This is a genomic window from Rhodococcus sp. 14C212 (genome assembly GCF_011058195.1).
Lineage (GTDB): Bacteria > Actinomycetota > Actinomycetes > Mycobacteriales > Mycobacteriaceae > Rhodococcus > Rhodococcus aetherivorans.
Genome location: NZ_JAALEH010000004.1, coordinates 97,212 through 120,657, shown reverse-complemented (window position 1 = coordinate 120,657; position 23,446 = coordinate 97,212). Strand labels below are relative to the sequence as shown.

Below are 23,446 nucleotides of genomic sequence, written 5' to 3'. Positions count from 1 at the left end.
CCTCAGGCCACTTCCTGCTCGGACCGATGGGATTGCGCCACCCCGACCGAGGGGTCGTGGGGATGGCGGAGAAGGAGGATGCTGATCAGGCTGACGAGCGCGATCAGCACGAAGTACGCGGTGACGGCGAGCGAGGTGCCGAAGGCCGCGAAGAGGGAGGTCGCCACGATGGGGGCGAGGCCGCCGCCGAGGATCGCGCCGATCTGGTAGCCGAGCGACGCGCCGCTGTAGCGGATGTGGGCGGGGAACAGCTCGGCGAACAGGGCGGACTGCGGTCCGGCGCAGGCGCCGAGGACGAAGCCGAGGGTGATCATCGCGACGAGCATCACGGGCAGGATCGCGGTGTCCATCAGCGGGAAGAACAGTGCCGCGACGATCACGAGGGCGATCGAGCTGACGATGTAGACGCGGCGCCGGCCGACGATGTCGGACTTGTAGGCGCTGATCGCCATGCCGGCCATCCAGAACGGACACGAGGCGATGAGCAGGAACAGCATCGTCGACTTGCCGAAGCCCAGCTGCGACTCGCCGTACTTGAGGACGTAGACCATGTAGGCGTAGGCGATGCCGTTGGTGGCGACGAAGGTGCCGCCGGCGAGCAGCACGGTCTTCCAGTGCTTGACGAGGACCTCGGCGAGCGGGAGCTTGACGTCCCCGGCCGCGTCCCGGCTCTTCTCGAAGTCGGCGCTCTCCTCGAGCCCGAGCCGGATCCACATGGCGACGCCGACGAGGACGGCGCTGAGCAGGAACGGCACGCGCCAGCCCCAGTCCGCGAACGCGGCGTCGTCGAGGACGGCCGTCAGCGGCAGGAACACGAGGTTGGCGAGGAGGACGCCCGCGGGAACGCCGATCTGGGGTGCGGCGCCGTAGAGACCGCGCTTGCCGACCGGGGCGTTCTCGGTGGCGACGAGGACCGCCCCGCCCCATTCGCCGCCCACGCCGAGGCCTTGGACGAAGCGCAGGGCCACCAGCAGGATCGGGGCGGCGACGCCGATGGCGGCGTAGTTGGGCAGCAGACCGATGGCGACGGTCGCGAAGCCCATCAGCAGCAGCGAGGTGACGAGCATCGACTTGCGGCCGACGCGGTCGCCGAAGTGGCCCATGACGATGCCGCCGATGGGGCGGGCCACGAAGCCGACGGCGAGGGTCGCGAAGGCGGCGAGGGTGCCGGCCAGTTCGGACGTGCCGGGGAAGAACTGCGGCCCGAGCACGAGGGCGGCGGCGGTGCCGTAGATGAAGAAGTCGTACCACTCGATCGCGGTGCCGACGAAACTGCCGAGCGCCGCCTTGCGGGCCTTGCGCTGCAGCACCTCCGGCGACGGTGCCGGTGCGGTAATCGTCATGTGTTGCTTGCCTTTCACGATACGGCCCGCGTCACGGCGGACCGGGCAAGCATGACCCCCATCACAAGCGGTTGAAAAGCGCAACTATTCGTGCTGATACCCCGGAAATTCCGTGGTACTTCGGATCACCGCAGGTCAGGGTCTCGCGGTGGGTGTCCCTCCGGTGGATGCGAAGTGAATGAACGCTCGTGTCACCCGGCTGAGCATCGAGTCCTGATGCCAGGCGACGACCACGTCGACCGAGTCGGGAACCGGATCGACGAGTGGCCTGACGACGAGCGGGAGGTTCTCGTACGTCACGTCGAGCGGGGGTCGCTGCAGCAGCAGGGTCCACCCCAGGCCGCGGCCGACGAAGGCCCGCGCCGTCTCGTAGTTGGAGGTGCGGTAGGCGACGCGCGGCGCGAACCCGGCGCCCCGGCACACCTCCATCGCGTGGTTGCTGCTCGGCGGCGCGTCGAGCAGCACCATCGGGTCGTCGCGCAGGTCGGCCAGCCGCACCGGGCCGTCCCCGCCGGCGAGACGGTGGTTCGCGTCGAGCAGCACCGTCGGCTCGCGCGTCATCAGCGTCGCCTTGCGCCACTCCGCGGACAGTTCGAGGTCGTAGACGATCGCGAGGTCGAGCTCGCCGTTGTCGAGCTGGGTGCGCAGCCGGTTCTGGGTGTCCTCCCGGAACTCGACCCGCGCGCGCGGGAAGCGGTGGGTGAAGCCGGCGAGCAGCGCGGGCAGCACCGTCGGCCCGAGGGCGGGGTAGCACCCGATGGCGACGGGGCCGGCCACGCCGCCGCCCTCCCCCACCGCGTCGGCCTGCAGTTCGCTCGCCTGGTGCAGCAGCACCCGGGCGCGGGCGAGTACCGCCTCCCCCATCGCCGTCAGCTGCACGCCGCGGGCCCGCCGTCGCACGGCCAGCTGCGTCTGGAGCGACTTCTCCAGGTCGGTGAGCGCCGCGGACAGCGCGGACTGCGACAGGTGCAGCCGCTCGGCGGCGCCGGCGATCGTTCCCGTCTCGGCGACCGCGACGAACGCGGCGAGCTGGCGCATGGTGAAGTTGGGCACCGAGTCGGGACGGGTCATGCGGGCAACGGTATCGAGCGGGAGCCTTTCGTCCCCAGCGGAGGTTGTCGCCGGTGCCACTCGACGGATGCCGCAACGACAGCCCGGTGGTCGCGGCAACCTCCCGCTCCCACGGGCCCGCGCCGGTCAGGCGGGTGCGCAGCAGCGCGACGTCCCGCTCGACGTCGACTACGCGCGGCGGGGCCGGGCACCCGTGCGGTGCCCGGCCTCGCCGGTGGCGCGGATCAGGCGCTCAGGTCGACGTCCTTGCTCTCCTTGACGAACCGGGCCAGGACCACGGCGCTGAGGGCGCAGCCGGCGATCAGGTACACGATCACGCTGCCGATGGTGCCGGAGCCGGCGTACAGCGAGGCCACGATGACCGGGGTGAAGCCGGCGCCGAGGAGGCTGCCGATCTGGTAGCCGAGGGAGGCGCCGGTGTAGCGGGCGCGGGTGCCGAACTGCTCGGCGAGGAACGCCGGCATGGGGCCGAACGTCAGCGACTGCAGGACCGAGCAGGCGATCACGAAGGCCAGCACGACCAACAGGAAGTTGCCGGACGAGGCGAGCTGGAACAGCGGCCACGCCAGGACGACCATGCCGACGAAGCCGGTCATCATGACGGGCTTGCGCCCGTAGGTGTCCGACAGCCGGGCGGCGCCGAGGATGCCGAAGATCGCGACGAACTGGCAGATCGCGAAGGCGGTGAGGCCCTGTGAGCGGGACACACCGTTCTCGGCGGCGTAGGTGATCACGAACGTCGAGAACAGGGCCTGGATCACGAACGGCGCGGTGCACACCAGTCCGGCGAGGATCAGGGTGCGCGGCGCGCGCAGGATCGTCACCAGCGGGATGGTCTCCGTGCTCCGGTCCTTCTTCGCCTCGGCGGCGCGCAGCGCCTCCTCGAAGACGGGGCTCTCGGCGATGCGGGCCCGCACGAACAGGCCGACGGCGAGCAGGACGGCCGAGAACAGGAACGGGACGCGCCAGCCCCACGAGAGGAAGTCGTCCTCCGGCAGGAGAGCGGCGAGCGAGAGGGCGACGGTGCCGAGCACGGCGCCGGTGGGGCCACCGGCGTTGGTGAACGCCGCCGCGAAGCCGCGGTGGCGGCCCTTGACGTGCTCGAGCGACATCAGGGCCGCCCCGCCCCATTCGCCGCCGATCGCGACGCCCTGCACCGCACGCAGCAGGATCAGCATCACGGCGCCCCAGGTGGGTATCGCCGGGACGAGGCCGATGAGGAAGGAGGCCACCCCCATGATCGTCATCGACAGCAGGAGCATCTTCTTGCGGCCGATGCGATCGCCGAAGTGGCCGAAGACGATGCCACCGAGGGGGCGGGAGAGGTAGCCGATGGCGAAGGTCGCGTAGGAGGCGATCAGCGCGAGGCCGGGGCTGAGGTTCGCGAAGAACACGGGGCCGAACACGAGCGAGGAGGCGGTCGCGTAGAGGATGAAGTCGTAGAACTCGACGGTGCTCCCGAGGTAGCTCGAGAACACGACGCGACGGATGTCCTTGTTCCGCTCCGCCGGCGCGACGATGGCGGCGCGCTCTGGGTCTGCGAGGGTCATGGTGGGTCCTTACTCTGCGAGGACGATGCTAGATCCGGTCGGCGGGGCCGCTCAGAAGGGGTAGACGGGCACGTCGCGGCGGACGGTGATCCAGCGCGACTCGGTGAACGCCTCGATGCTGTTGGCGGCACCGCCGAATCGGGCGCCGTTGCCCGAGGCGCCGAGGCCACCGAACGGGATGTTCGCCTCGTCGCCGACGGTCTGGTCGTTGATGTGGGCGATGCCGGTGGGGATTCGCTCGGCGAGGGCGAGGCCCTTGCCGACGTCGCGGGTGAAGATGCCGAGCGACAGCCCGTACTCGGTGTCGGTGGCCAGGGCCACGGCCTCGTCGAGGGTCGAGAACTTCACGACGGGGGCGACGGGCCCGAACACCTCCCGGGCGTAGGCGGGGGCGCCGGCGGGGACGTCGGCGAGGACGGTGGGGCGGTAGAACAGGCCCTCGTAGGTGCCGCCCGCGACGAGGCGGGCGCCGGCGTCCACGGACGCGGTGACCAGAGCGTGGATCTTCTCGAGCTGGCCGTGGTCGATGATCGGTCCGAGCGCGACCTGCTCGGTGACCGGGTCGCCGACGGGCAGCGCCTCGGCCTTGGCGGCGAGCTGCGCGACGTACTCGTCGTAGACGGACTCGTGCACGATGTGCCGGCCGGTGGTCATGCACACCTGGCCCTGGTGCAGGAAGGAACCGGCGGCCCCGGCGGCCACGGTGGCGGCGAGGTCGGCGTCGTCGAGGACGACGATCGCGGAGTTGCCGCCGAGTTCGAGGTGGACCTTCTTGAGGTTGCGGGACGCGGCGGCGCCGACGGCGCGGCCGGCCGGGGTGGACCCGGTGAAGGAGATGACCGGCACCCGCGGGTCGTCGACGAGGGCGGCGCCGACGTCCGCGCCGGCGGGCAGCACGGACAGGACTCCGGCGGGCAGGCCGGCCTGCTCGAAGATGCGGGCGAGGGCCACGCCGCCGCAGACGGCGGTACGCGGGTCGGGCTTGAGGATCACGGCGTTGCCGAGGGCGAGCGCCGGCGCGACCGATCGGATGGCGAGGATCAGCGGGAAGTTGAACGGGGCGATGACACCGACGACACCGACGGGCACCCGCTTCGACATGCTCAGGCGCGGTGCCTCGCTGGGCAGGATCTCGCCGAGCGCGTGCGAGGGCAGGGCCGCGCCCTCGAAGCACTCCTGCGCCGCGACGTGCGTCTCGAGCTGTGCCTTGGGGCGCAGGGAGCCGGACTCGCGCATGATCCAGCGTTCGATCTCGTCGGCGTGCTGCTGCCACAGGTCGCCGGCGCGGCGCAGCACGGCGGCGCGTTCGGTGTGCGGGCGGGCCGCCCAGTCGCGCTGGGCCGCGACGGCACGGTCGACGGCGCGTTCGAGGTCGCCCTCGTCGGCGAGGCCGACGCTGCCGAGCGTCGCGTCGGTCGCCGGTTCGACGACCTTGATCTCACCGGCGCCGCCGGGGATCCAGTCTCCGGCGAAGATCATTCCCTGCCAGATGGATTCGTCGAGAAGTGCCATCACGAACTCCTTGTGTACGGGTGCCGGACCGGCCGGCGGGCGAAGCGGGGGCACGCGGCGGGCGCGGCCCTGAATGAGGGGACCGCCGAGGCGGCCGGGGGTGAGGCGACCGCCGATGCGGCCGGACGAGGCGGGACGCTCGCTCCGTGTCGGGGAGCGAGCCCTCCGTTGGCCCCTGAAGTATGGGTCACGTCACAATGGCGTGAAAAGCAGAATTAGCCGGTGATATTCCACAGGTCTGCTCAATAATGGCGGCATGCGGGACCGCGGGTGGCACCGACACCGGTCGCCACCCGCGGATCCGGTGAACCTGCAGGTCAGGAGGTCGGCCCGACGGCGTCGAGAACGCCCCACGTGCGCAGGATCTCGGACGGGTCGTCCTGACCGGGCACGGGAGGAGCCGTCGGCACGCCCGCCGGGGTGCGCGAGAAGCGGGGCGCGGGCGCAGGTTCGGGGTGACCGTCCCGGTACAGGAAGGTGCCCCGGGCGGTGAGGTGCGCGTCGGCGGGCGCCTCGGTCATCGAAAGGATCGGGGCGACACAGGCATCCGTGTCACGGAAGACCGCCGCCCACTCGTCGCGCGGGCGGGTGGCGAACGCGGCGGCGATCCGCTCGCGCAGCTCCGGCCAGCGCCGGCGGTCCCACTGCCCCGGTAGCTCACCGTCCGTATCGAGGCCGAGGCCGGCGAGAAGCTGCGCGTAGAAGGGTGGTTCGAGGGCCGCGACCGCGGCGTGCCGGCCGTCGGAGGTCTCGTACACGTCGACGAACGGGGCCCCGGAGTCGATGAGGTTGGTGCCACGCTCGTCGTTCCACGCGCCCCCGGCGAGCATCGAATACGGGTTGGCCATCAGGTGCGCGACGCCGTCGACGATCGCGGCGTCGACGACCTGGCCGCACCCGGAGCGCTGCGCCTCCCACAGCGCGGCGAGGATGCCGGACACGAGATACATTGCCCCACCGCCGAAGTCGCCGACCAGGCTGAGCGGCAGCTGCGGGGGCCCGCCGGCCCGGCCGATCGCGTGCAGCGATCCGACCAGGGCCTGATAGGTGGGGTCGTGCCCGGCGCGCTGCGCGAGCGGCCCGTCCTGGCCCCAGCCGGTCATCCGGCCGTACACCAGCTTCGGGTTGCGCGCCCAGCAGTCCTCGGGGCCCAGACCCAGGCGCTCGGTGACGCCGGGCCGGTAGCCCTCGATCAGCACGTCAGCCTTCTCGACCAGCGCGAGCACCGTCGCGAGCCCGTCCGGGTCCTTCAGGTCGGCGGCGATCATCCGTTTGCCGCGCTGGAGGGTGTCCAGCCGCGGGTCGATGGGCATGGTGAACCCGGCGCCGGTGCGCTCGACGCGCACGACGTCGGCGCCCTGATCGGCGAGGAACATCGCGGCGAACGGCGCCGGTCCCAGCCCGGCCAGTTCCACGACCTTCAGGCCGGCCAGCGGGCCCGTCCGGTGTTCGGTCATCGTGATCTACTCCTGCGGGTTCTCGGCGTCGCTAGACGCCGACCAGTTCGCCGACGGTGACGGTCTGCTTGCCCTCGGTGATGTGCGAGGCGATGAACTCCTCGTTGAGTTCGATTCCGAAGCCCGGGCCCTCGTTCGGGTAGAGCTTGCCGTCGGCGAAGACCGGGACGTTCAGGGCGATGTCCTGCGTGATCTTCTGCTCGGCGTTCTCCCACTGGTTGTTGATGATCAGCGGACCGAGGTTCTCGTGGGTGAACTGCGACGCCCAGTTGTTGGCGATCATCAGGTGCGCCGAGGGGCTGGCCTCGAGGCCCGAGCCGATCATGCAGCCGCTCATGACGGCCATGTCGGCGAGGCGGGCCATCGTCAGCCAGCGCTGCGCCTTGAGCAGGCCGCCGGCCTTCTGCATCTTGATGAACAGGCCGTCGGCGGCGCGCCGTTCGATGATCTCCCGGATGTTGTGCAGCTCCTGCGCCGACTCGTCGGCGAAGATCGGGGTGTCGATGCGGGTGCGCAGGCGGGCCATGCCCTCGATGTCCCAGTGCGGCACGGGCTGCTCGATGCACTCCATGCCGTACCGGTCGAGCCGGCGCATCGTCTTCAGCGCCTGGTCGTAGTTCCAGAAGCCGTTGGCGTCGACCACGATCCGAGCGGAATCCCCCAGCGCGGCACGGACCTCGCGGACGTTGTCCACGTCGTGGTCGGAGTTGCCGTCGGACTTGAGCTTGATCAGGCAGAAGCCCTTCTCGTGGGCCTGCACGGCCTCGGCGACCACCTGGTCGACCGGGCCGGCGGAGGCGACCCAGCCCTGCACGGAGGCGTCGGCGTTCTTCCCGCCGAGCAGCTGGTACACCGGCACGCCCAGAGCCTTGCCCTTGAGGTCGTGCAGCGCGAAGTCGACGAGAGCCTTGGCCTGGTTGTTGTCGCGGACGAAGGTGTCCATCTGCCCGACGATCTTCTCGATGTTGAGCGGATCCTGGCCGATCAGGAACGCCGGGGCGATGTGGTTCGCGATCATCGCCGTCATCGATTCCTGGGTCTCGCCCCGGTACCAGGTGGAGGTGTCGCCGCTGTCGCCGTAGCCGACGATCCCCTCGTCGGTGTGCAGCTTCAGCACGACGGAATGGATGTGGGTGATCCGGGTCCCCGGCATGAGGAACGGCTTGACAAGCGGCGTGGAGACCGGGATCAGTTCGACCTTGGTGATGATCATGCGACGTGCTCCTGAGCGGAAGAAGGGATGACGGTGGCGCCGGCGTCGGCCAGGGCCGTGAGTTCGGCGGTGTCGAGGCCGGCCTCGCGGAGGATCTCGACGGTGTGCTCGCCGACGAGCGGGGCGCGGCGCTCGACCGCGCCCGGAGTGTTGGAGAGCTTGGCGGGGATACCGGGGACGGTGACGGCGCGGCCGTTGTGCGGGTGCGTGACGGTCGGCAGCATGTCGCGGGCCCGGAAGTGGGGGTCCGCGAAGATGTCCGCAGCGTCGAGGATCGGACCGAGCGGCACCTTGCCCCCGAGCAGCTCGATGAGTTCGGCGATGGTGCGGGTCCGGGTCCAGGCGTTGACCACCTCGTAGACGGCGTCGCGGTTGAGCCACCGGTCGTGGTCGGTGGCGAACCGCGGGTCGTCGACGAGTTCCGGCTGCCCCATGACGGCGGCGAGCTTGGCCCACTGCGGGTTGTGCGGAGCACCCAGCGCGACGACACCGTCCTTTGCCTGCACCGTGTCGAACGGTGCGAAACCCTGCAGCTGGTTGCCGAGCGGGCCGGGGACCCGGCCGGTGTGGCCGTAGGTGTTGACCACGACCTCGGAGATCGCGAGGACGGCGTCGGCCATGGCGACGTCGACGTACTGGCCCTGCCCGGTGCGCTCGGCGTCGCGCAGGGCGGCGAGGATCCCGAAGGCGGCGAACAGGCCCGGAACCGTATCGCCGACACCGGAACCCACCCGGACGGGGTGCTCGGCGTCGGTCCCGGTGATGGACATGAGCCCACCCATGGCCTGCGCGACGATGTCGAACGCCGGCCAGTCCCGGTAGGGGCTGTGCCCGCCGGTCTTGTCGCCGAATCCGCGGATCGAGGCGTACACCAGGCGGGGATTGCGCACGGCGAGGGTGTCGTAGTCGAGGCCGAAGCGGTCCATGACGCCGGCGCTGAAGTTCTCGACGAGGATGTCGGCGTCGTCGATCAGCCGCAGCAGCACGTCGCGGCCCTCGGGCTTCTTCAGGTCGAGCACGATCGACCGCTTGTTGCGGTTGGCCGACTGGAACACTCCGCCGTAGTCGCGCGGCTCGTCGTCGGAGGCGAACGGGCCGGCGTAGCGGAGGAAGTCGCCGCGCGGCGGCTCCACCTTGATCACGTCGGCCCCCTGGTCGGCGAGCAGCGACGTGCAGAACGGCCCGGCGAGGGCCTGGGTCAGGTCGACGACCCGCACTCCGTCGAGGGCGCGGCGGGAGGGGGTGATCATGCGGTGGCCTCCCGTCCGAGCAGCGCGCGGCCGATGACGACCTTCTGGATCTGCGGGGTGCCCTCGCCGATCTCGAGTCCGGAGACGTCGCGCAGCATGGCCTGCAGCGGCAGTTCCTCGGCGAAGCCGCTGTGGCCGTGGGCGACGATGCAGTCGCGGATGGTCTGCAGCGAGACGTCGGTGGCGTAGAGCTTGGTCATCGCGGCCTCCTTCGTGAAGGGTCTGCCGGCGTCGGAGAGAGAGAGGGCGCGGTAGGTGAGCCAGCGGGCCGCCTCGAGCTTGGTGGCGTTCTCGGCGATGGGGAAGGACACACCCTGGAACGAGGCGACCGGCTTGCCGAAGGCCTTGCGGGACTTGACGTAGTCGATGGTGATGTCGAGGGCCTTGCGGGCGACGCCGGTCGACATCAGGCCGATGACCGAACGGGTGTAGTCGAATTCGCTCATGACGAGCCGGAATCCGTTGCCGACGCCCCCGATGACGTACTCGTCCGGGACGAAGACGTCGTCGAGGAACACGCCGGCCCGGCCGAGCGGCTTCCAGCCGGCGTCCGGGAACTTCTGCATGCTCACGCCCTCGGAGTCGAGGGGCACGAGGAAGGCGGTGACGCCGGATTCCTCCGGGGTGGCGCCACGGGCCTTGACGAACGTGATCATCGCCTTGGCGTGCGGGGCGAAGGTGATGGACGTCTTCTCGCCGTTGAGCTTCCAGCCGCCGTCGACCTTCTCGGCCTTGGCGCGCATGGCCATCGCGTCCGATCCGCTGCCCGGCTCGGTCAGGCCGAGGGCGACGACGTGGCGGCCCTCGACGATGCCGCGCACCCAGTCCTTCGCGACATCGGGGGCGAGGAAGCGCTCGAGCAGCGGGCCGGTGAGGTTGTTCGTGTAGGCGAGCTGGGTGAGGTAGAAGTTCGAGTAGGCCAGTTCCTCGTGGGCGATGCCGAGGTGCGTCTTGGTGAGCACCTCGCCGATGCGGCCCTGGCCGCCGTTCTCCTCGGAGACGCCGAGGCCGAGGAGGCCCTGGGCGGCCATCTTCTCGGCGAGGTCCCACGGGAACTCCTCGCTGTGGGCGCGTTCGAGGTAGCTCTCGGCGTGCGGTGCCGCGAACTCGCGGACCCACTGGGCGAACTCCTCGTATTCCGGCGCGAAGAGGACCGGCGGATGCAGGGCGTCCGTGGCAGACATTATCGATCTCCTCGAAGTGGTTGTGAATCAGCGCTTCTCATCGGCACCGGGAACGGAACCCGGACCGCGCGCTGCCGATCAGCGCGTCGGAACCCAGTATGTCCGCAGTCACAACCTCAGAAAAGAACAAGAATGTGGTGATCGTTATGAGGAAACCTGCGGTGTGTCTTTCGGGCGGCCCTGACAGCCCAAAGGAGACACCGATCTACAGCCGGCCCACGCGAGCCGTCGCGAACGAAATGAACTCGCGCACCACCCGGCTGAGCACCACGTCGGGTCGCCAGGCGATGACCAGCCGCACCGGATCGAGCTCGGGGACGTCGATCGGCAACAGCACGATCTTCAGTCCGCCGTAGGTGCGGTTGAGCTGCGGCTGGTGCAGCATGATCGTCCAGCCCAGACCCCGGCCGACATACGCCCGCACGGTCTCGTAGTTCGCCGACCGGTACTCGATCCGGGGCGTGAACCCGGCCCGCGCACATACCTGCAGCGCGTGTGTCGACGCCGGCGGCGCGTCGAGCAACACCATCGGTTCGTCCCGCACCGCGGCCAGCTCCACCGGGCCGGGCGTGGCCGCCAGCCGGTGCCCCGCCGGCACGACCAGCGCCGGCCGCCTCGTCATCAGCGTGGCGGTGCGCCAGGCCGGCGGCAGCTCCAGGTCGTAGGTGATCACCGCGTCCAGCGCCCCACCCTCGAGCCGCTCGGCCAGCTCATCGGCCATCGCCTCCCGGAACTCGAGCGAAACCCGCGGATGAAGCTCGGTGAACTCGGACAGCAGCGGCGGCAGGATCGTCGGCCCGACCGTCGTGTAACAGCCGACGGCGAGCCGGCCGGCGAGCTCGCCGCCTGCACCGAGCATCTCGTCCTCGATCTCGCCCGCCTGCTGCAGCAGGGCCCGCGCCCGGGCCAGCAGCGACTCCCCCGCCGGCGTGAGCTGCACGCCGTGGGCGCGGCGGCGCACGCACAGCTGCGCCGACAGCGCCTTCTCGAGTTCGGTGACGGCCAGCGACACGGCCGACTGCGACACCAGCAACCGGTCGGCCGCCGCGCTGATCGTGCCGGTCTCGGCGACGGCGACGAAGGCGACCAGTTGCCGCATGGTGAAGGCCGGCGCCCGGTCGCTGCTCATGAATCGATCATATGGGCGGTCCGCGCCGCGCCCCGCGCGGCGGTCAGGCGTCGGGGGCGGTCGTCAGCGGCACGTCGCCGCCCGGCCGCCGGCGGGGCTCCGCGACCCGGTGCAGCCCCCTGCCCAGCTTGCCGACCCCGGTGCTGCCCGCCCCGACGGCCCGGCCGCCGAGGGTGCGGGCGCTGTCACCGAGGGTGCGGGCGCTGTCGCCGAGGGCACCGCCGACGGCCCGGACCGGTTTGCCCAGCTCCGCCAGGTTCTCGGCCACCGACGGATCCTCGGCCTCGAGGGCGCGTTCCGCGGCGCTGCCGAACGCCGCCGCGACGTCGTCCAGGTCCGCCCGGAGCCGGGCGATGTCCTTCTTCACCCGGGCGGTCGACAGCCACCGCACCAGCTCGAACGGCTTGAGCTCCGCGTAGCTCGCCAGCCGGGCGCGGGCGCACAGCAGCAGCGCGACGTCCCGCTCGACGCGCCCGGCCAGCGTCGTGCCGATCGCCGCGCGTTCGTGCTCGAGCCGGTCCGGCTCGACGGTGCGGATCCGTTCGAGCCGCAGCCGCTGCCACAGGTTCAGCGAGTCCTCGACAAGGACGAGCAGCTGCAACGTCTCGCCGAGCCGGTCGGCCTCCGCGGCCTGCTGCAGGCAGGCCACCCGATCCTGCGGCGGCGCGTCGGCGGCGAGCCCGTCGAGCACCCGTCCGGCGTGGACGCGCAGCCGCCCGGCCCGATCGGCGAGTACGTCGCCGAGGCCGCGCACGGATTCCCAGTCGGTGGCGCGCAGCTGCCCGGTGGCGTCCAGGAGCCCCGCCACCCGGGTCAGCGCGTTGTGGTGGTCGACGGCGTCCCCGCCTTCGGGCGCGCCGACCAGCTCGAAGATCTCCTCGGAGAACTCGTGTACCCGCGCGACGGCCGCCTCGACCGAGACGATCGCGTCCCGCAGGGCGCGGGCGACGCCTTCGTCGGCGGGACCCGGTTCCTCGATGTGCGCGTCGTCGGCCATGGCTCCATGGTGCTACGCGTTCACGACGGGCGCAGCAGGATGCCCCGTGCCGAGCAGGTGACGGATGCCGAAGCCGGTGACCAGGGCGGTCACGAACGCCATCAGCAGGCCGCCGAGGGCCCCGATCGCCACGGTGAGCCACAGCGGCTGGCCGGGCCGCCACAGCGGCGTGCACACCGCGAGGAACAGCGTGAGACCGGCCAGCCACGCACCGGCCGTCCACACGATCCAGCGCCCGGCGCGTGGGAGGTGCCGGCGCAGCTCGAGCCACTGCGCGACCCCGATCGAACCCAGCAACGCCACCGCGAAGACCACACCGAGCGCGATGGGGATCGCCACCGGCCACGCGGACCACGTCTCGTGGAACGTCGAGGGCGACATCCCCAGCAGGTAGGCGCAGGCGGCGGCGACACCCGTGCCCAGCACCCAGCGCCGGACCGACATCGCCGGCAGCCGGTGCCGCAGCACCCGGGCCTGCGACCAGCCCAGCACCGACCCCTCGACGACACCGGCCGCCATCAGCGCCGGCAGCGCCGCGGCACTGTCGAACAGCACGGCCCCGACGACGGCGGGAACGAGGAATCCGACGAACTCCCCCGCCGTCGCCGACACCGTCCAGTCCCGCAGCAGGCTCATCGGCCGATCCCCAGCCGGGCCGCCAGCTCCGGGCCGCCGACCTGCCGGACGAAGTCCGGATCCCCGCACACCACCAGCTGATCGCGGGCCCGGGACAACCCCACGTACAGGCGCTCGCGCGAGCGCTCCTGGGGCTGCGTCTCGTTCACCGCGAGCACCACCGCCCGGCGCTCGAGACCCTTGAAGCCGAGGACATGCCCGTAGAAGACCTGTTCGGTGTCCCAGAAGCTGTCCCAGTACGCCGAGTTGCCCTCGGACTGGCGCGCCACCTGCTCCGGGTGCCGGCTGCCCGTCGCGAGCAGCGCGACGTCGCCGGGCCGCCACCCCTCGTCGAGCAGGGCGTCGATCCGGTCGTCGGCGACGGCGAGCGCCTCGTCGCCGCGGCACGCGACGAACTGCACGTCGGGGCCGTCGCCGCCGAGCAGACGCATCCGCTGCCCGACGAGCGGGCCGAAGGTCCCCGCGATCTGCCGGGTGTTGCGCAGGTTGTGGTCGAGCACCAGCGGAACCAGGGGCACCGGGGGCCGGCCCTCCCGGTCGAACACCCGCTGCGCCTCGTCGGTGAACACGTAGATGCCGCTGGTCTCCTCGTCGCGCAGGGCGGCCATGATCGGATCCCACCAGGCGTCGGTGAAGTCCTGCGCCTCGTCGACGACGACCGCGTCGAAGCGTTGTCCCTCCGGCAGGGACCGGGCCAGCTCGGTCATCTGGGCGGGCAGGTCGTGTTCCCAGAAGCGCACGGTGTCGGCGGTGCGCAGGGCCTCGTCGGGCCCCTCGGCGGCCCCCCAGAGCCGGCCGAGGGCGTGGAACTCGCCGACATATGCGGGCCGCTTCTTCCGGTTCCACGTCGCGGTGATCCGCTGCAGGTACGACGCGAGACCGTGCGAATAGCAGATCAACGCGACCCGCTGGTGCTGCTCCGCGAGGCGCCGGGCCTGCTCGAGGGCGAGGAACGTCTTGCCGGTGCCGGCGCCGCCGCGCACCTCGACGCGGGTCAGCAGGCGGGTCGCGTCGAGGATGACGGCCTGCTGCTCGGTGAGCCGGTCCGCGGCGTCCTCGTTGGCGACGGCACGCGACACCACGTCGCGCTGCGGCAGGCCACGGCCCGCGAGCACCTCGGCGAACTGGTCGACGCCGTCGGCGACGAGGGCCGGCCGGTCGAGTTCCTGCTTGTCGAGCACCGCACGCAGCCGATCGGCGATGCTGCCGAGGTCGTTGCGGTCGATCACCTTCCAGCGGGGGCACTCGGGCAGGGCGAAGTCGGCGCGGACCTCGGTGTTGGGCAGGACGACGAAGTGGTCCCAGCGCAGCCGGCGCTGCGTCCAGCGGGGGTCGGCCTCGACGTAGCGGCGCAGCGCGTAGCAGGACTGCATCACCTGCCGGACCGGATCGATCGACCGGTCCTTGCCCTGCCGGGCCTGCACCCACTGGAAGCCGTCGTGCCACACCTGGCCGCCCTTGACCTCGAGGCACGCGATGCCGTGGCCCTCGAGGGCGACGACGAAGTCGATCTCGTGGTCCTTGAGATGGTCGGTGACGCGCCGGCCCGCGGCGACGAGATCACCGTCGCCGAGCTGCCGGACGAGCGCGTCCCAGACGACGCGTTCGGCGTCGTTCGCCAACAGCGGATGCTCGGGTCTGCGGATCGGCATGCGCTCAGCTTGGCACGCGCACCCATGCCTGCTCGAGCAATGCGGTCACCTCGGCCTCGTGCCGGGCCCGGTAGGCGCTGAGCACCCGGCGCGGCCGGGTCTCGTCGCCCAGGCCGACGGCGGCGGCGAAGGCCGGCGCGACGCCCTCGTCCGGGACGATCTCCGGGGCCGAGTGGCCGATGAGGGCGAGTGCCTTGCGCAGCGGTTCGGCGTTGTCGGCGACGGTGCGCAGCGGCAGCACGTCGAACCGTCCGCCGGGGTGGAACTCGAGGAACATCTCGTTGCCCTCCTCCACCCCGAGGTCCTCGAGGAACCGTCGCACGCTGCCGAGATGGGGGGACGCGCCCGTCCAGCGCACGACCTGGGTACCCAGCCTCGACGACAGGGAGACCTCGCGTCCCGGGGCGCAGCCGATGACGCCCGCGACCGCGGACGGCACCGGGAAGTCGGCACCGCGCAGGTGGTCACGCGTGGCGGTGACCCGCAGCCGCCACACGTCGCCGAGGCGGTAGAGGCGACGGGTGCGGTGCGGCGGCTTGATGCTCACGTGGGTGCGGCGGCGCCGGCGCACCCGGCCGTCGACGATCTCGAAGTCGCCGCTGCCGGCGAAGATGCGGGCACTGGTCGGCGACACCCCGAACCGCTCGACCAGCCGGTCGACGACGCGATCGAGGTCGGCGGATCCGCCGTCGGCGTCGACGATCCGGCCGATGCGGCCGCGCACCGCGCCCGCCTCGTCGGTCTCCCATTCGCTGAGTGCCCACCGGCCGTCCTCGGAGAGCGTGAACCGCTCGTCGGCGCCGATCGCGTCGATCACGGCGGCGGGACCCGCGGGGGTGCCCATCCGGTCGACGAGCTCCGCGGCCGGCAGCGGATCCCCGATCACCTCGAGAACCGCCGCGGCATGATCGGCGAACGCGGATCGCCGGGTCAGAGCGCGGCCCTCGAACATCGGTACCCCGCACCGGCGCAGCCACGCGGCGATCTCCGCGGCGGGCAGGTCCCACACGACAGCGACAGCCGCGGGTTCGACGACCCCGTTCGGGGATTCGAACTCGGCGAGCAGCGCGTGGGTGCGGCGCTCGGCCTCGGCCAGACCGGGCACGGCGACCCACCCGTCGGCCACCTCGAAGCGGTCGTCGAGGCGGGCGAGAGCCCGCCACAGCGGCACGTCGAGCCCCGGGACGGGCTGGGCCAGCTCCGGCCGCAGCCCCAGCATCCGGTCGAGGGCGGCGACGGGGCGCACGTCCACGCGCAGCGCCGCGAGCAGGTCGCCGACGGCGGTACCGAACGCGAAGGTCGACGGAGCGTCCGGGTCGGGCGGCTCGTCGCCGAGGACGCGGCGGCGGATCGCGTCGCGCTCGGGCGCGGACAGCCCGGCGACGTACGCGGCGAGTTCGTCGAGCGCGCGGTGGGGCGCCGGCACGGGCAGGTCACGTGCGGTCAGGGCGGCGATGCGCGCGGCGACCTGCTGGATCTCCTCGGGGGTGCCGTCCTCGAGCTCGACCCGCACCAACGGCCGGTCGGGCTCGGCGCGCAGCCCGCGCCACCGCGCGAGCGCGACGAGGTCGTCGAGCAGCAGCGACAGCGCCGGCGGGAGCGTGGGGGCGTCGGTCGCCACCCGCAGCGACGCCGGGTCCCGCAGGATCGCGAGGACGAGGACGGCCTGCACGATCTGGTGCACGGTCTCCGGGCCCGCGCCGCGCACCGAGAACAGGGCGGCGGGCGTGTAACCGAGCAGACCGGCGGTGGTCGCCGCGCGGGGCAGCCGCGCGACGGTGGCGGCGGCGCGGGTGCCGAGCCCGAGGGCCGCGACGGGGACGTCGGCGGTGTCGGCGATTCCCGTGGAGAACGCGAGATCGGGGTGCTCGGTGACGTAGATCCGGGCCAGTTCCCCGCAGATCGCCACGACGTCGGCGGAGGCGGCGGTCTCCGCCGGGGACCGACGTTCCCACCAGCGCTCGTCGGGCGCGAGGGCGGCCAGTTGCGCGTTGCGGGCCGAGCCGTACCGGTCGAGCCACGGCATGAGGTCGATCCAGACGTACTCGCTGAGCATCCCGGGGGACAGTGCAGTCGACCACAGCGACACGACCCGGTGCTCCTCTTCGATCCGCGACAGGCGACCGCGGTCTCGTGCGGGACGCCCGTCGGGGACTCTACCGGCCGGCGGTCCGGCCGTCGTACGACGACCGGATCAGCCGAGTTCGTCGGCGCGCCGGACCAGCATGTCCCGCAGGCGGGCCGTGTCCCGGTCGTCGAACCCGATCTCGGCGACGCGGTCGAGGCCGCCGGCGATCCCGCGCCGGATCCCGTCGAGCATCCGGGTGACGGCGCGTTCGGGCACCCCGAGCCGGCCGCCGGACTCGACGAAGTGGCGGCGGGTGAGCTTGTTGGCCTTGCCGTACAGGTCGAGGGCCATCGGGTCGCGCCAACCGAGGTAGGGCTGGGTGCACAGGAGGTCGTAGGCCGGGGTGACGGCCCACAGCCCGGCCTCGGTCAGGTGGATGGAGAAGTTCTTCCCGTGCAGGTCGCCGTTGCCGACGGCGTACGAGTAGGCCACGAGCCGCAGCAGTTCGAGGGTGGCGACGCGGGCCGATCCGCCGCCGTGCTCGCACGCGGCGGCCAGCGCCTGGACGACGCGTTCGGTCTTCAGCCGGTACTTGGCCGCCGGGTAGACACCGAGGACCTGGCAGGCGTCCTCCTGCGCGGTGCGGTGGACGGTGTGGCCGGGACCGATCCATCGATCGAAGCGGGCGACGAGCAGTCCCGCGTTGCCCCTGCGGTCGTAGACGAGCTGATGCCCGGCGACGGCGAGGCCGCAGGCGGTCGCGAGACCCATGAAGAAGTGCTCGTTCTCGACCAGGCGGGGGTAACCGCGGGGCGGTGCGAGTTTGAGGATGGCGGGGCCCCGCACCGTCGCGACGGGGGCGGAGTACATCTGGGCCGACACCTTCGCCTGCACTCCCGGCAGGGAGGTCGGGTCGAGGACGACGGACTCGTGGCCGGAGATCCGGTCGAACAGCTCGTGCAGGTCCTCACGTCGGACGGCATCCGGGTCGAGCAGGAGCGTCGACGTCGGGGGCCGAGCGCCGGCGGGGAGCACCCGCACATCGCCGATGGTGTCCGCGCCGACCGCCATGAGGATGGTGAGGTGGTCGTCTTCGGAGGTCTTGGTGGCGGCGACGGCGCCGCGGAGCCGGATGCCCTCCGGCAGCAGGCCGGCGAAGAACGGGGGCACGCTGCCGCCGCCGGCGCGAACCTCCTCGCCGGTCTTCGGCACCGTCCACGCGAGGGCGGGAGCGGCCGGATCGTCGAGGTAGTCCTGCGCGTACCGGAACACGACATCGTGGCCGTCCCGGGTGAGGTGCCCGGCCAGGCGGTCGCCCTTGTACACGTCGGCGCTGTCGACGGCGACCAGGCGTTCGACCACCGCGCTCACCCGGCCCGGTCGCCGCGCGTGGTGAGGGTCAGGTCGCAGCCCAGCGCGTCGGCGATCGCCACGACGAGGTCGAGTTGCACGGTGGCGCGGCCGGACTCGAGCGACTGGACGCTCGAGCGCGACACACCGGCGAGGTCGGCCAGCTCGGACTGGGTGAGGCCGAGCCGGTGCCGCCGGTCCACGAAGTGGTCACCGAGACCGCCGCGTCCCGTGCGGGTGCGACGACGAGGCGTGGCCACGGCGCCTCCTCCCTGCGCTTGCGAGGGCATGCTTTGCGTCGAGTATGCCGTCGCCACGCCCGGTTGTCCAGGCTTGTGCCTGCCACCGCAAGCTCAACACGGGCGAGACACAGCTCGTCCCCTGGATTCGAGCCTTCGGCAGGCGCTCGCAGGCCCAAGGGACCCGGGCGGCAGGGCGCGACCGGTCAGGGGGTGATGCGATCCGGCTCGACCTCGAGCTGGGCTGCGGGCCGAAGCCGCAGCAGCACCAGGCCCGCGACCGACGCCACGATCAGCGCGCCGACGGCACCGTGCACGTGCAGCGCGTTGACGGCGATCCCGGCGCCGACCAGACCCACCAGCAACGCACACCACAGAACGACTTTCGCGACCACCATGACCCAAGCACCTTCCCGAGGCCCCCTGCCCGACTGTGAAGAATAGTGCGCTGGGTCACACGAGCGCGGGAGGGGCGCGGCGTGTCCGCTCGCCGGCGGTGCGGGGCACGCACCGCGCCGCGGTAGAGGGCACGCACCGCGCCGCGGTAGAGGGCACACTGTTGCGCATGAACTCGGAGGAGATCCTGCGCCCTCTCGCGGGCATCCGCGTCCTCGAACTCGGCAACTACATCGCCGCACCCACCGCGGGCCGGCTGCTCGCCGACTTCGGCGCCGAGGTCATCAAGGTCGAACGTCCCCGCACCGGCGACGAACTGCGCAACTGGCGCCTGTACGCCGGGGACACGTCGATGCTGTACCGCACGGTGAACCGCAACAAGAAGTCCATCGTGGTGGACCTGCGTACCGACGCGGGCCGGGCCGTGATCCTCGATCTGGTGCGCCACTGCGACGTGCTGCTCGAGAACTTCCGGCCGGGCACCCTGGAGAAGTGGGGCATGGGCCCCGAGGTGCTGTCGGAGATCAAGCCCGACCTGGTGATCACCCGGATCTCCGCGTTCGGCCAGACGGGTCCCCTCGCGGATCGCCCCGGATTCGCGGCCGTCGCCGAGGCCGTGGGCGGGTTCCGCGAACTCGTCGGGGACCCGGACCGGCCACCGGTGCGGGTCGGGGTGTCGATCGGCGACTCCATCGCCGGGCTGTACGCGGCCTTCGGCTCGGTCACGGCGTTGCTGCAGCGGCAGCTGATCGGGTCGCTGCCGATGGTGAACCGGGTCGTCGACGTCGCGCTGAACGAGTCGATGCTGTCGATGATGGAATCGCTGATTCCCGACTACCTCGCCTACGGCGTCCGGCGCGAACGGGTCGGCGGCCGCATGGAGGGCATCGCCCCCTCGAACGCCTACCCCTGCTCGGACGGCACCTCCGTGATCATCGCCGGCAACGCGGACGCCATCTTCCAGCGCTACATGCGCACCATCGAGCGGCCCGACCTCGCCGACGATCCCGGCCTGACCACCAACAACGGGCGGTGGGACCGGCGGGAGGAACTCGACGCCGCGATCGCCGACTGGACGCGGCTCCGGCCGCGCGACGAGGTGCTCGGGATCCTCGAGGCCGCGGGGGTGCCGTGCGGGCCGATCTACACGGCGGCCGACATCGTCGACGACGAGCAGTACCGGGCCCGGAACATGATCCAGCACTTCGCCGTCGACGTCGGCGAGGACGAGCCGAAGCAGGTCGGGTTCCCGGGCATCGTGCCCGTGCTCGGCGGCCGGTCGCTGCCCATCCGCAACGTCGGGCCGGACCTGGGCGAACACACCCGCGAGATCCTCGGCGGCCTGCTCGGCCGGACCGAGGCCGAGATCGACGAGCTCCTGGAGGTGGTGTCGTGAGCGGTGGTGTCGTGAGCGGTGATGTCGTGCGTGCCGGGGCACCGCAACTGCGCGACGTGACCCTGCGCGACGGGCTGCAACTGACCGGCAAGGTGCTGCCCACCGAGCGCAAGGCACAGATCGTCCGTGCCCTGCTGACCGCCGGCGTGCCGCAGCTCGAGATCGGCTCGATGGCCCGGCCCGATCTGGTGCCCCCGATGGCCGGCACGGTCGAACTGATCGGGATGCTCACCCCCGAGGAACTCGACCGCTGCTACATCTGGGTGGCCACGCCGCGGCACGTGGAGAAGGCGGCCGCCGCCGGCGCGCGGCACTTCCAGTACTGCCTGTCGGTGTCGGATGCCCACAATCGCGCCAACATCGGCCGGGACACCGACGCGAGCCTCGCCGCGATGCCCGCCGCGGTGGAACACGCCCACGCCGCCGGCGGGAGCATCCAGCTCTGTCTGGCCACGGCGTTCACCTGCCCGTTCGACGGGCCTGTCGACCCCGGCCGGGTGCTCGAGATCGCGCGCGACCCGAGGGCCGACGGCGCCGCCGACATCGTGCTGGCGGACACCCTCGGCCAGGCCGTGCCGGCGCAGGTCGCGGCGCTGGTGTCCCGGGTGCGCGACGACTCCCCCGCCCGCCGCATCGTCTTCCACGGCCACGACACCTGGGGTCTGGGCGTCGCCAACAGCCTCGCGGCGATCGGGGCGGGCGCCGCGGTGGTGGACGGTTCGCTCGGCGGCCTCGGCGGCTGCCCGTTCGCCCCCGGCGCGAGCGGCAACACCGCGAGCGAGGACCTGCTCTTCGCCACCCGGCCCCCCTGGCTGACCCCCGCGGTGTTCGCCGACCTGGTCCGGCTCGGGGAGGCCGTCGTCGCCGACCTGGGCGAGCCGAACCGCTCCCGCGCTGCGCAGGGGGCCCGATCCGATGCCGCGGCGTTCGAATGGGTGGTGAGCCGGTGAGGGTGCTGATCGCCCCGGACAGTTTCAAGGGCACGTACCGGGCCGCGGAGGTTGCCGAGGAGGTGGCGGCCGGCGCGGAATCCGCCGGGCTCGAGGCGATCCGGGTGCCGGTGGCCGACGGTGGCGACGGCACCCTCGAAGTGCTCACCGGCCCGCTCGGCCTCGAACCGATCGAGATGGAATCCGTGAATCCCTGGCGCGCACCGTGCTCGGGCTCGTTCGGACTCGGCGAGGACGGCACCGCGGTCGTCGAACTCGCCACCTTCAGCGGAATCACCACACCGCACAAGGGCTTCCGTGATCCGATGACGGCGGACACCTACGGGACCGGGCTGGCGATGGTCGAGGCCGTGCGGCGCGGCGCCACGCACATCGTCGTCGCGGCCGGCGGGTCGGCCACGACCGACGGCGGGCTCGGCGCGATCACCGCCGTCGTGGAGGCCGGCGGCCTGGGCACCGCCACCGTCACGGTGCTGACGGACGTGACCACCCGTTACGCCGACGCCGCCGTGGTGTTCGGCCCGCAGAAGGGCGCCGACGCGACGGCCGTGGAGCGGCTCACGCGGCGCCTCGAGGACGCGGCCGTGACGCTTCCGCGCGATCCGCGCGAGGTCGACGGCACCGGCGCGGCCGGCGGTTTCGCCGGCGGCATGTGGGCACAGTTCGGCGCGGACCTGCGCTCGGGAGCCGAATTCGTGCTCGACGCCGTCGGTTTCGACGCGGCCCTCGCCGACGCCGACCTCGTCGTCGTCGGTGAGGGCCGCCTCGACGGACAGTCCCGCGCCGGAAAGATCGTCTCGGCGATCCTCGCCCGGGTCCACACGGTGCCGGTCGTGGCGGTGGTGGGATCCGTCGGCGACGACCTCGGTGACTACCGCGACCGATTCGCCGAGATCATGGTCGCCACCGATCTCGACGCCATGCGCGCGGCCGGCGCCCGGCTCGCACGCCTCGCCTGAATCGAACGATAGTCCCGGGGAACGTCATTCGCACGGCGGTGCGGTGACGGTCGTCGTCGGCGGCGTCTGGCCGGGCTGGGGGCCGAGATCGGGGTCGGACGCCCGCACCGACCAGCCCGCGGGACGGACCCCGGGTGCCTGCGCGGCCGGAGTGTCGCGCCCCGGGCACGGAACCGCGGACGGCGTCCCGGTCTCCGGCGAGAGGGTGGTCGGCGGTGCGGGCACGGATCGGACGGCGTCGGCCGGGCGCGGCGGCTCGGACGGTCCGGCCACACCGATGGCGACGGCCAGCCCGCCGCCGAGCAGCACGGCCAGCGCGACGAGGGCCGACACCAGCACCGCCACCCGGCGGCCCGGGGAAGGTGCCGGGGCCGGCGGCCGATCGGTGTGTGCGGCCACGAGCGCGGCTCCGGTGGCCCGGTGCCACGGCACACCGTGCGGGGTCACGAACGGCACGCCGAGCACCGCGGACAACTCACGGGCGACCGCGGCGTCGCCGGGTCGCAGGTCCAGGAACGCCAGCGCCTCCGGCGCCACCCCGGCGCGCGCCACGGCCTCGTCCGCGGCCTCCGGCAAGCCCGGGGCGATCCCACCGAAGTCGTCCTCCGCCACGGCGACCGACGCCAGGACCGCTCCCGAACGGATGTCGGCGACCGACGCGGTCGTGGCCGCATCGTCGCGGCCGATCAGTGCCACCACCCGTACACCCTCGAGTTCCGGGGTCGCGGCGAGGAAGGCCAGCCGTGCCTCGTCGACCCCCACGGCCTGCACCGGCACCGTGGTCTCCCCGGAGTCCGGCACGACCGCCTCGGCCGCCACCAGTCCGGCCCGGGCGAACCGCACCCCGGCCCGCGCGGCGCGCTCGGTCATCACCGCGAGCGCCCGGCGCACCGCCTCGGCGTCCGTGCCATCGCCGGCGGCCCACCGCTGCGTGTCGAACGGGCCGAGCGCCGGAACGTCGGCGTCCACGAGCACCGCACAGACCTCACCGGCATCGATCGCAACGCCGAGCACCGCACGCATCACTGCCCTTCCGCCGACGGGACGATGCCCGAGCGTAACGCACCGTGGCGGAAGGACGTGGCGTCCGAAAC

Annotated in this window: 20 protein-coding genes; 3 read left to right on the top strand and 17 right to left on the bottom strand. The window is 72.2% G+C overall.

All coding sequences use genetic code 11. From position 1 onward, the window contains the following. Positions 1-2 precede the first annotated feature (2 nt). From G6038_RS03620 to G6038_RS03545, 16 genes are all read right to left on the bottom strand, one after another. Positions 3-1,343 (bottom strand): MFS transporter, encoded by a 1,341-nt coding sequence (locus G6038_RS03620; RefSeq protein ID WP_165035961.1) that lies wholly within the window; start codon positions 1,341-1,343, stop codon positions 3-5. A 135-nt stretch (positions 1,344-1,478) separates the two neighbouring features. Next, positions 1,479-2,414: a LysR family transcriptional regulator gene (locus G6038_RS03615; protein ID WP_161996756.1), complete on the bottom strand. Its 936-nt coding sequence runs from the start codon at positions 2,412-2,414 to the stop codon at positions 1,479-1,481. 224 nt (positions 2,415-2,638) lie between these two features. Then, positions 2,639-3,964, bottom strand: coding sequence for an MFS transporter (locus tag G6038_RS03610; protein WP_165035960.1), 1,326 nt, complete (start codon positions 3,962-3,964; stop codon positions 2,639-2,641). 51 nt (positions 3,965-4,015) lie between these two features. Then, positions 4,016-5,476, bottom strand: a complete 1,461-nt coding sequence (locus G6038_RS03605) for a benzaldehyde dehydrogenase (RefSeq protein WP_165035959.1) — start codon at positions 5,474-5,476, stop codon at positions 4,016-4,018. Between the two features lie 317 nt (positions 5,477-5,793). Beyond that, on the bottom strand, positions 5,794-6,933 hold the full coding sequence (locus G6038_RS03600) for a CaiB/BaiF CoA-transferase family protein (RefSeq protein WP_165035958.1): 1,140 nt from the start codon (positions 6,931-6,933) through the stop codon (positions 5,794-5,796). 31 nt (positions 6,934-6,964) lie between these two features. Beyond that, positions 6,965-8,146, bottom strand: coding sequence for an enolase C-terminal domain-like protein (locus tag G6038_RS03595; protein WP_165035957.1), 1,182 nt, complete (start codon positions 8,144-8,146; stop codon positions 6,965-6,967). Next, positions 8,143-9,396 carry a CoA transferase gene (locus G6038_RS03590; RefSeq protein ID WP_165035956.1) on the bottom strand — a complete coding sequence of 418 codons (1,254 nt, stop codon included), beginning with the start codon at positions 9,394-9,396 and terminating at the stop codon, positions 8,143-8,145. The genes G6038_RS03595 and G6038_RS03590 overlap by 4 nt, the downstream gene beginning before the upstream one ends. Beyond that, positions 9,393-10,580 (bottom strand): acyl-CoA dehydrogenase family protein, encoded by a 1,188-nt coding sequence (locus G6038_RS03585; RefSeq protein ID WP_165035955.1) that lies wholly within the window; start codon positions 10,578-10,580, stop codon positions 9,393-9,395. Before G6038_RS03585 ends, G6038_RS03590 begins: the two co-directional genes overlap by 4 nt. 205 nt (positions 10,581-10,785) lie before the next feature. Continuing rightward, complete coding sequence (locus G6038_RS03580; RefSeq protein WP_165035954.1) at positions 10,786-11,709, bottom strand: LysR substrate-binding domain-containing protein; 924 nt, start codon at positions 11,707-11,709, stop codon at positions 10,786-10,788. 43 nt (positions 11,710-11,752) lie between these two features. Beyond that, positions 11,753-12,706 (bottom strand): hypothetical protein, encoded by a 954-nt coding sequence (locus tag G6038_RS03575; protein ID WP_165035953.1) that lies wholly within the window; start codon positions 12,704-12,706, stop codon positions 11,753-11,755. Positions 12,707-12,718: 12 nt separating this feature from the next. Further along, entirely contained in the window at positions 12,719-13,342 is a 624-nt protein-coding gene (locus tag G6038_RS03570; RefSeq protein WP_165035952.1) for a DUF4175 domain-containing protein, read from the bottom strand. Next, positions 13,339-14,994: an ATP-binding domain-containing protein gene (locus G6038_RS03565; RefSeq protein WP_165035951.1), complete on the bottom strand. Its 1,656-nt coding sequence runs from the start codon at positions 14,992-14,994 to the stop codon at positions 13,339-13,341. Before G6038_RS03565 ends, G6038_RS03570 begins: the two co-directional genes overlap by 4 nt. 4 nt (positions 14,995-14,998) lie before the next feature. Then, positions 14,999-17,083: a hypothetical protein gene (locus tag G6038_RS03560; protein ID WP_165035950.1), complete on the bottom strand. Its 2,085-nt coding sequence runs from the start codon at positions 17,081-17,083 to the stop codon at positions 14,999-15,001. Positions 17,084-17,188: 105 nt separating this feature from the next. Further along, a complete protein-coding gene (locus tag G6038_RS03555) occupies positions 17,189-18,424 on the bottom strand; it encodes a HipA domain-containing protein (RefSeq protein ID WP_165035949.1) in 1,236 nt (411 codons plus the stop codon). A gap of 5 nt (positions 18,425-18,429) precedes the next feature. Then, entirely contained in the window at positions 18,430-18,672 is a 243-nt protein-coding gene (locus G6038_RS03550; RefSeq protein ID WP_100058431.1) for a helix-turn-helix transcriptional regulator, read from the bottom strand. Between the two features lie 185 nt (positions 18,673-18,857). Further along, positions 18,858-19,049: a hypothetical protein gene (locus tag G6038_RS03545; protein ID WP_165035948.1), complete on the bottom strand. Its 192-nt coding sequence runs from the start codon at positions 19,047-19,049 to the stop codon at positions 18,858-18,860. 167 nt (positions 19,050-19,216) lie between these two features. Between G6038_RS03545 and G6038_RS03540 the strand changes: the two genes are divergently transcribed. From G6038_RS03540 to G6038_RS03530, 3 genes are read left to right on the top strand one after another with little or no spacing between them, the layout of a single operon-like run. Further along, positions 19,217-20,443 carry a CaiB/BaiF CoA-transferase family protein gene (locus G6038_RS03540; RefSeq protein ID WP_165035947.1) on the top strand — a complete coding sequence of 409 codons (1,227 nt, stop codon included), beginning with the start codon at positions 19,217-19,219 and terminating at the stop codon, positions 20,441-20,443. Then, complete coding sequence (locus G6038_RS03535; RefSeq protein WP_346772734.1) at positions 20,440-21,393, top strand: hydroxymethylglutaryl-CoA lyase; 954 nt, start codon at positions 20,440-20,442, stop codon at positions 21,391-21,393. The genes G6038_RS03540 and G6038_RS03535 overlap by 4 nt, the downstream gene beginning before the upstream one ends. Then, positions 21,375-22,352, top strand: a complete 978-nt coding sequence (locus G6038_RS03530) for a glycerate kinase (RefSeq protein WP_165035946.1) — start codon at positions 21,375-21,377, stop codon at positions 22,350-22,352. The genes G6038_RS03535 and G6038_RS03530 overlap by 19 nt, the downstream gene beginning before the upstream one ends. A 24-nt stretch (positions 22,353-22,376) precedes the next feature. On the opposite strand, the gene G6038_RS03525 is transcribed toward G6038_RS03530, so the two are convergent. Further along, positions 22,377-23,375, bottom strand: a complete 999-nt coding sequence (locus G6038_RS03525) for a hypothetical protein (protein WP_165035945.1) — start codon at positions 23,373-23,375, stop codon at positions 22,377-22,379. Between the last annotated feature and the right edge of the window lie 71 nt (positions 23,376-23,446).

What these genes read in the sequence shown, in the direction of transcription:
- G6038_RS03615 (WP_161996756.1), bottom strand. Translation starts at nt 2,414, where the DNA reads ATGACCCGTCCCGACTCGGTGCCCAACTTCACCATGCGCCAGCTCGCC.
- G6038_RS03590 (WP_165035956.1), bottom strand. Translation starts at nt 9,396, where the DNA reads ATGATCACCCCCTCCCGCCGCGCCCTCGACGGAGTGCGGGTCGTCGAC.
- G6038_RS03540 (WP_165035947.1), top strand. Translation starts at nt 19,217, where the DNA reads ATGAACTCGGAGGAGATCCTGCGCCCTCTCGCGGGCATCCGCGTCCTC.
- G6038_RS03545 (WP_165035948.1), bottom strand. Translation starts at nt 19,049, where the DNA reads ATGGTGGTCGCGAAAGTCGTTCTGTGGTGTGCGTTGCTGGTGGGTCTG.
- G6038_RS03605 (WP_165035959.1), bottom strand. Translation starts at nt 5,476, where the DNA reads ATGGCACTTCTCGACGAATCCATCTGGCAGGGAATGATCTTCGCCGGA.
- G6038_RS03570 (WP_165035952.1), bottom strand. Translation starts at nt 13,342, where the DNA reads ATGAGCCTGCTGCGGGACTGGACGGTGTCGGCGACGGCGGGGGAGTTC.
- G6038_RS03580 (WP_165035954.1), bottom strand. Translation starts at nt 11,709, where the DNA reads ATGAGCAGCGACCGGGCGCCGGCCTTCACCATGCGGCAACTGGTCGCC.
- G6038_RS03575 (WP_165035953.1), bottom strand. Translation starts at nt 12,706, where the DNA reads ATGGCCGACGACGCGCACATCGAGGAACCGGGTCCCGCCGACGAAGGC.
- G6038_RS03620 (WP_165035961.1), bottom strand. Translation starts at nt 1,343, where the DNA reads ATGACGATTACCGCACCGGCACCGTCGCCGGAGGTGCTGCAGCGCAAG.
- G6038_RS03565 (WP_165035951.1), bottom strand. Translation starts at nt 14,994, where the DNA reads ATGCCGATCCGCAGACCCGAGCATCCGCTGTTGGCGAACGACGCCGAA.
- G6038_RS03585 (WP_165035955.1), bottom strand. Translation starts at nt 10,580, where the DNA reads ATGTCTGCCACGGACGCCCTGCATCCGCCGGTCCTCTTCGCGCCGGAA.
- G6038_RS03530 (WP_165035946.1), top strand. Translation starts at nt 21,375, where the DNA reads ATGGGTGGTGAGCCGGTGAGGGTGCTGATCGCCCCGGACAGTTTCAAG.
- G6038_RS03525 (WP_165035945.1), bottom strand. Translation starts at nt 23,375, where the DNA reads ATGCGTGCGGTGCTCGGCGTTGCGATCGATGCCGGTGAGGTCTGTGCG.
- G6038_RS03595 (WP_165035957.1), bottom strand. Translation starts at nt 8,146, where the DNA reads ATGATCATCACCAAGGTCGAACTGATCCCGGTCTCCACGCCGCTTGTC.
- G6038_RS03600 (WP_165035958.1), bottom strand. Translation starts at nt 6,933, where the DNA reads ATGACCGAACACCGGACGGGCCCGCTGGCCGGCCTGAAGGTCGTGGAA.
- G6038_RS03610 (WP_165035960.1), bottom strand. Translation starts at nt 3,964, where the DNA reads ATGACCCTCGCAGACCCAGAGCGCGCCGCCATCGTCGCGCCGGCGGAG.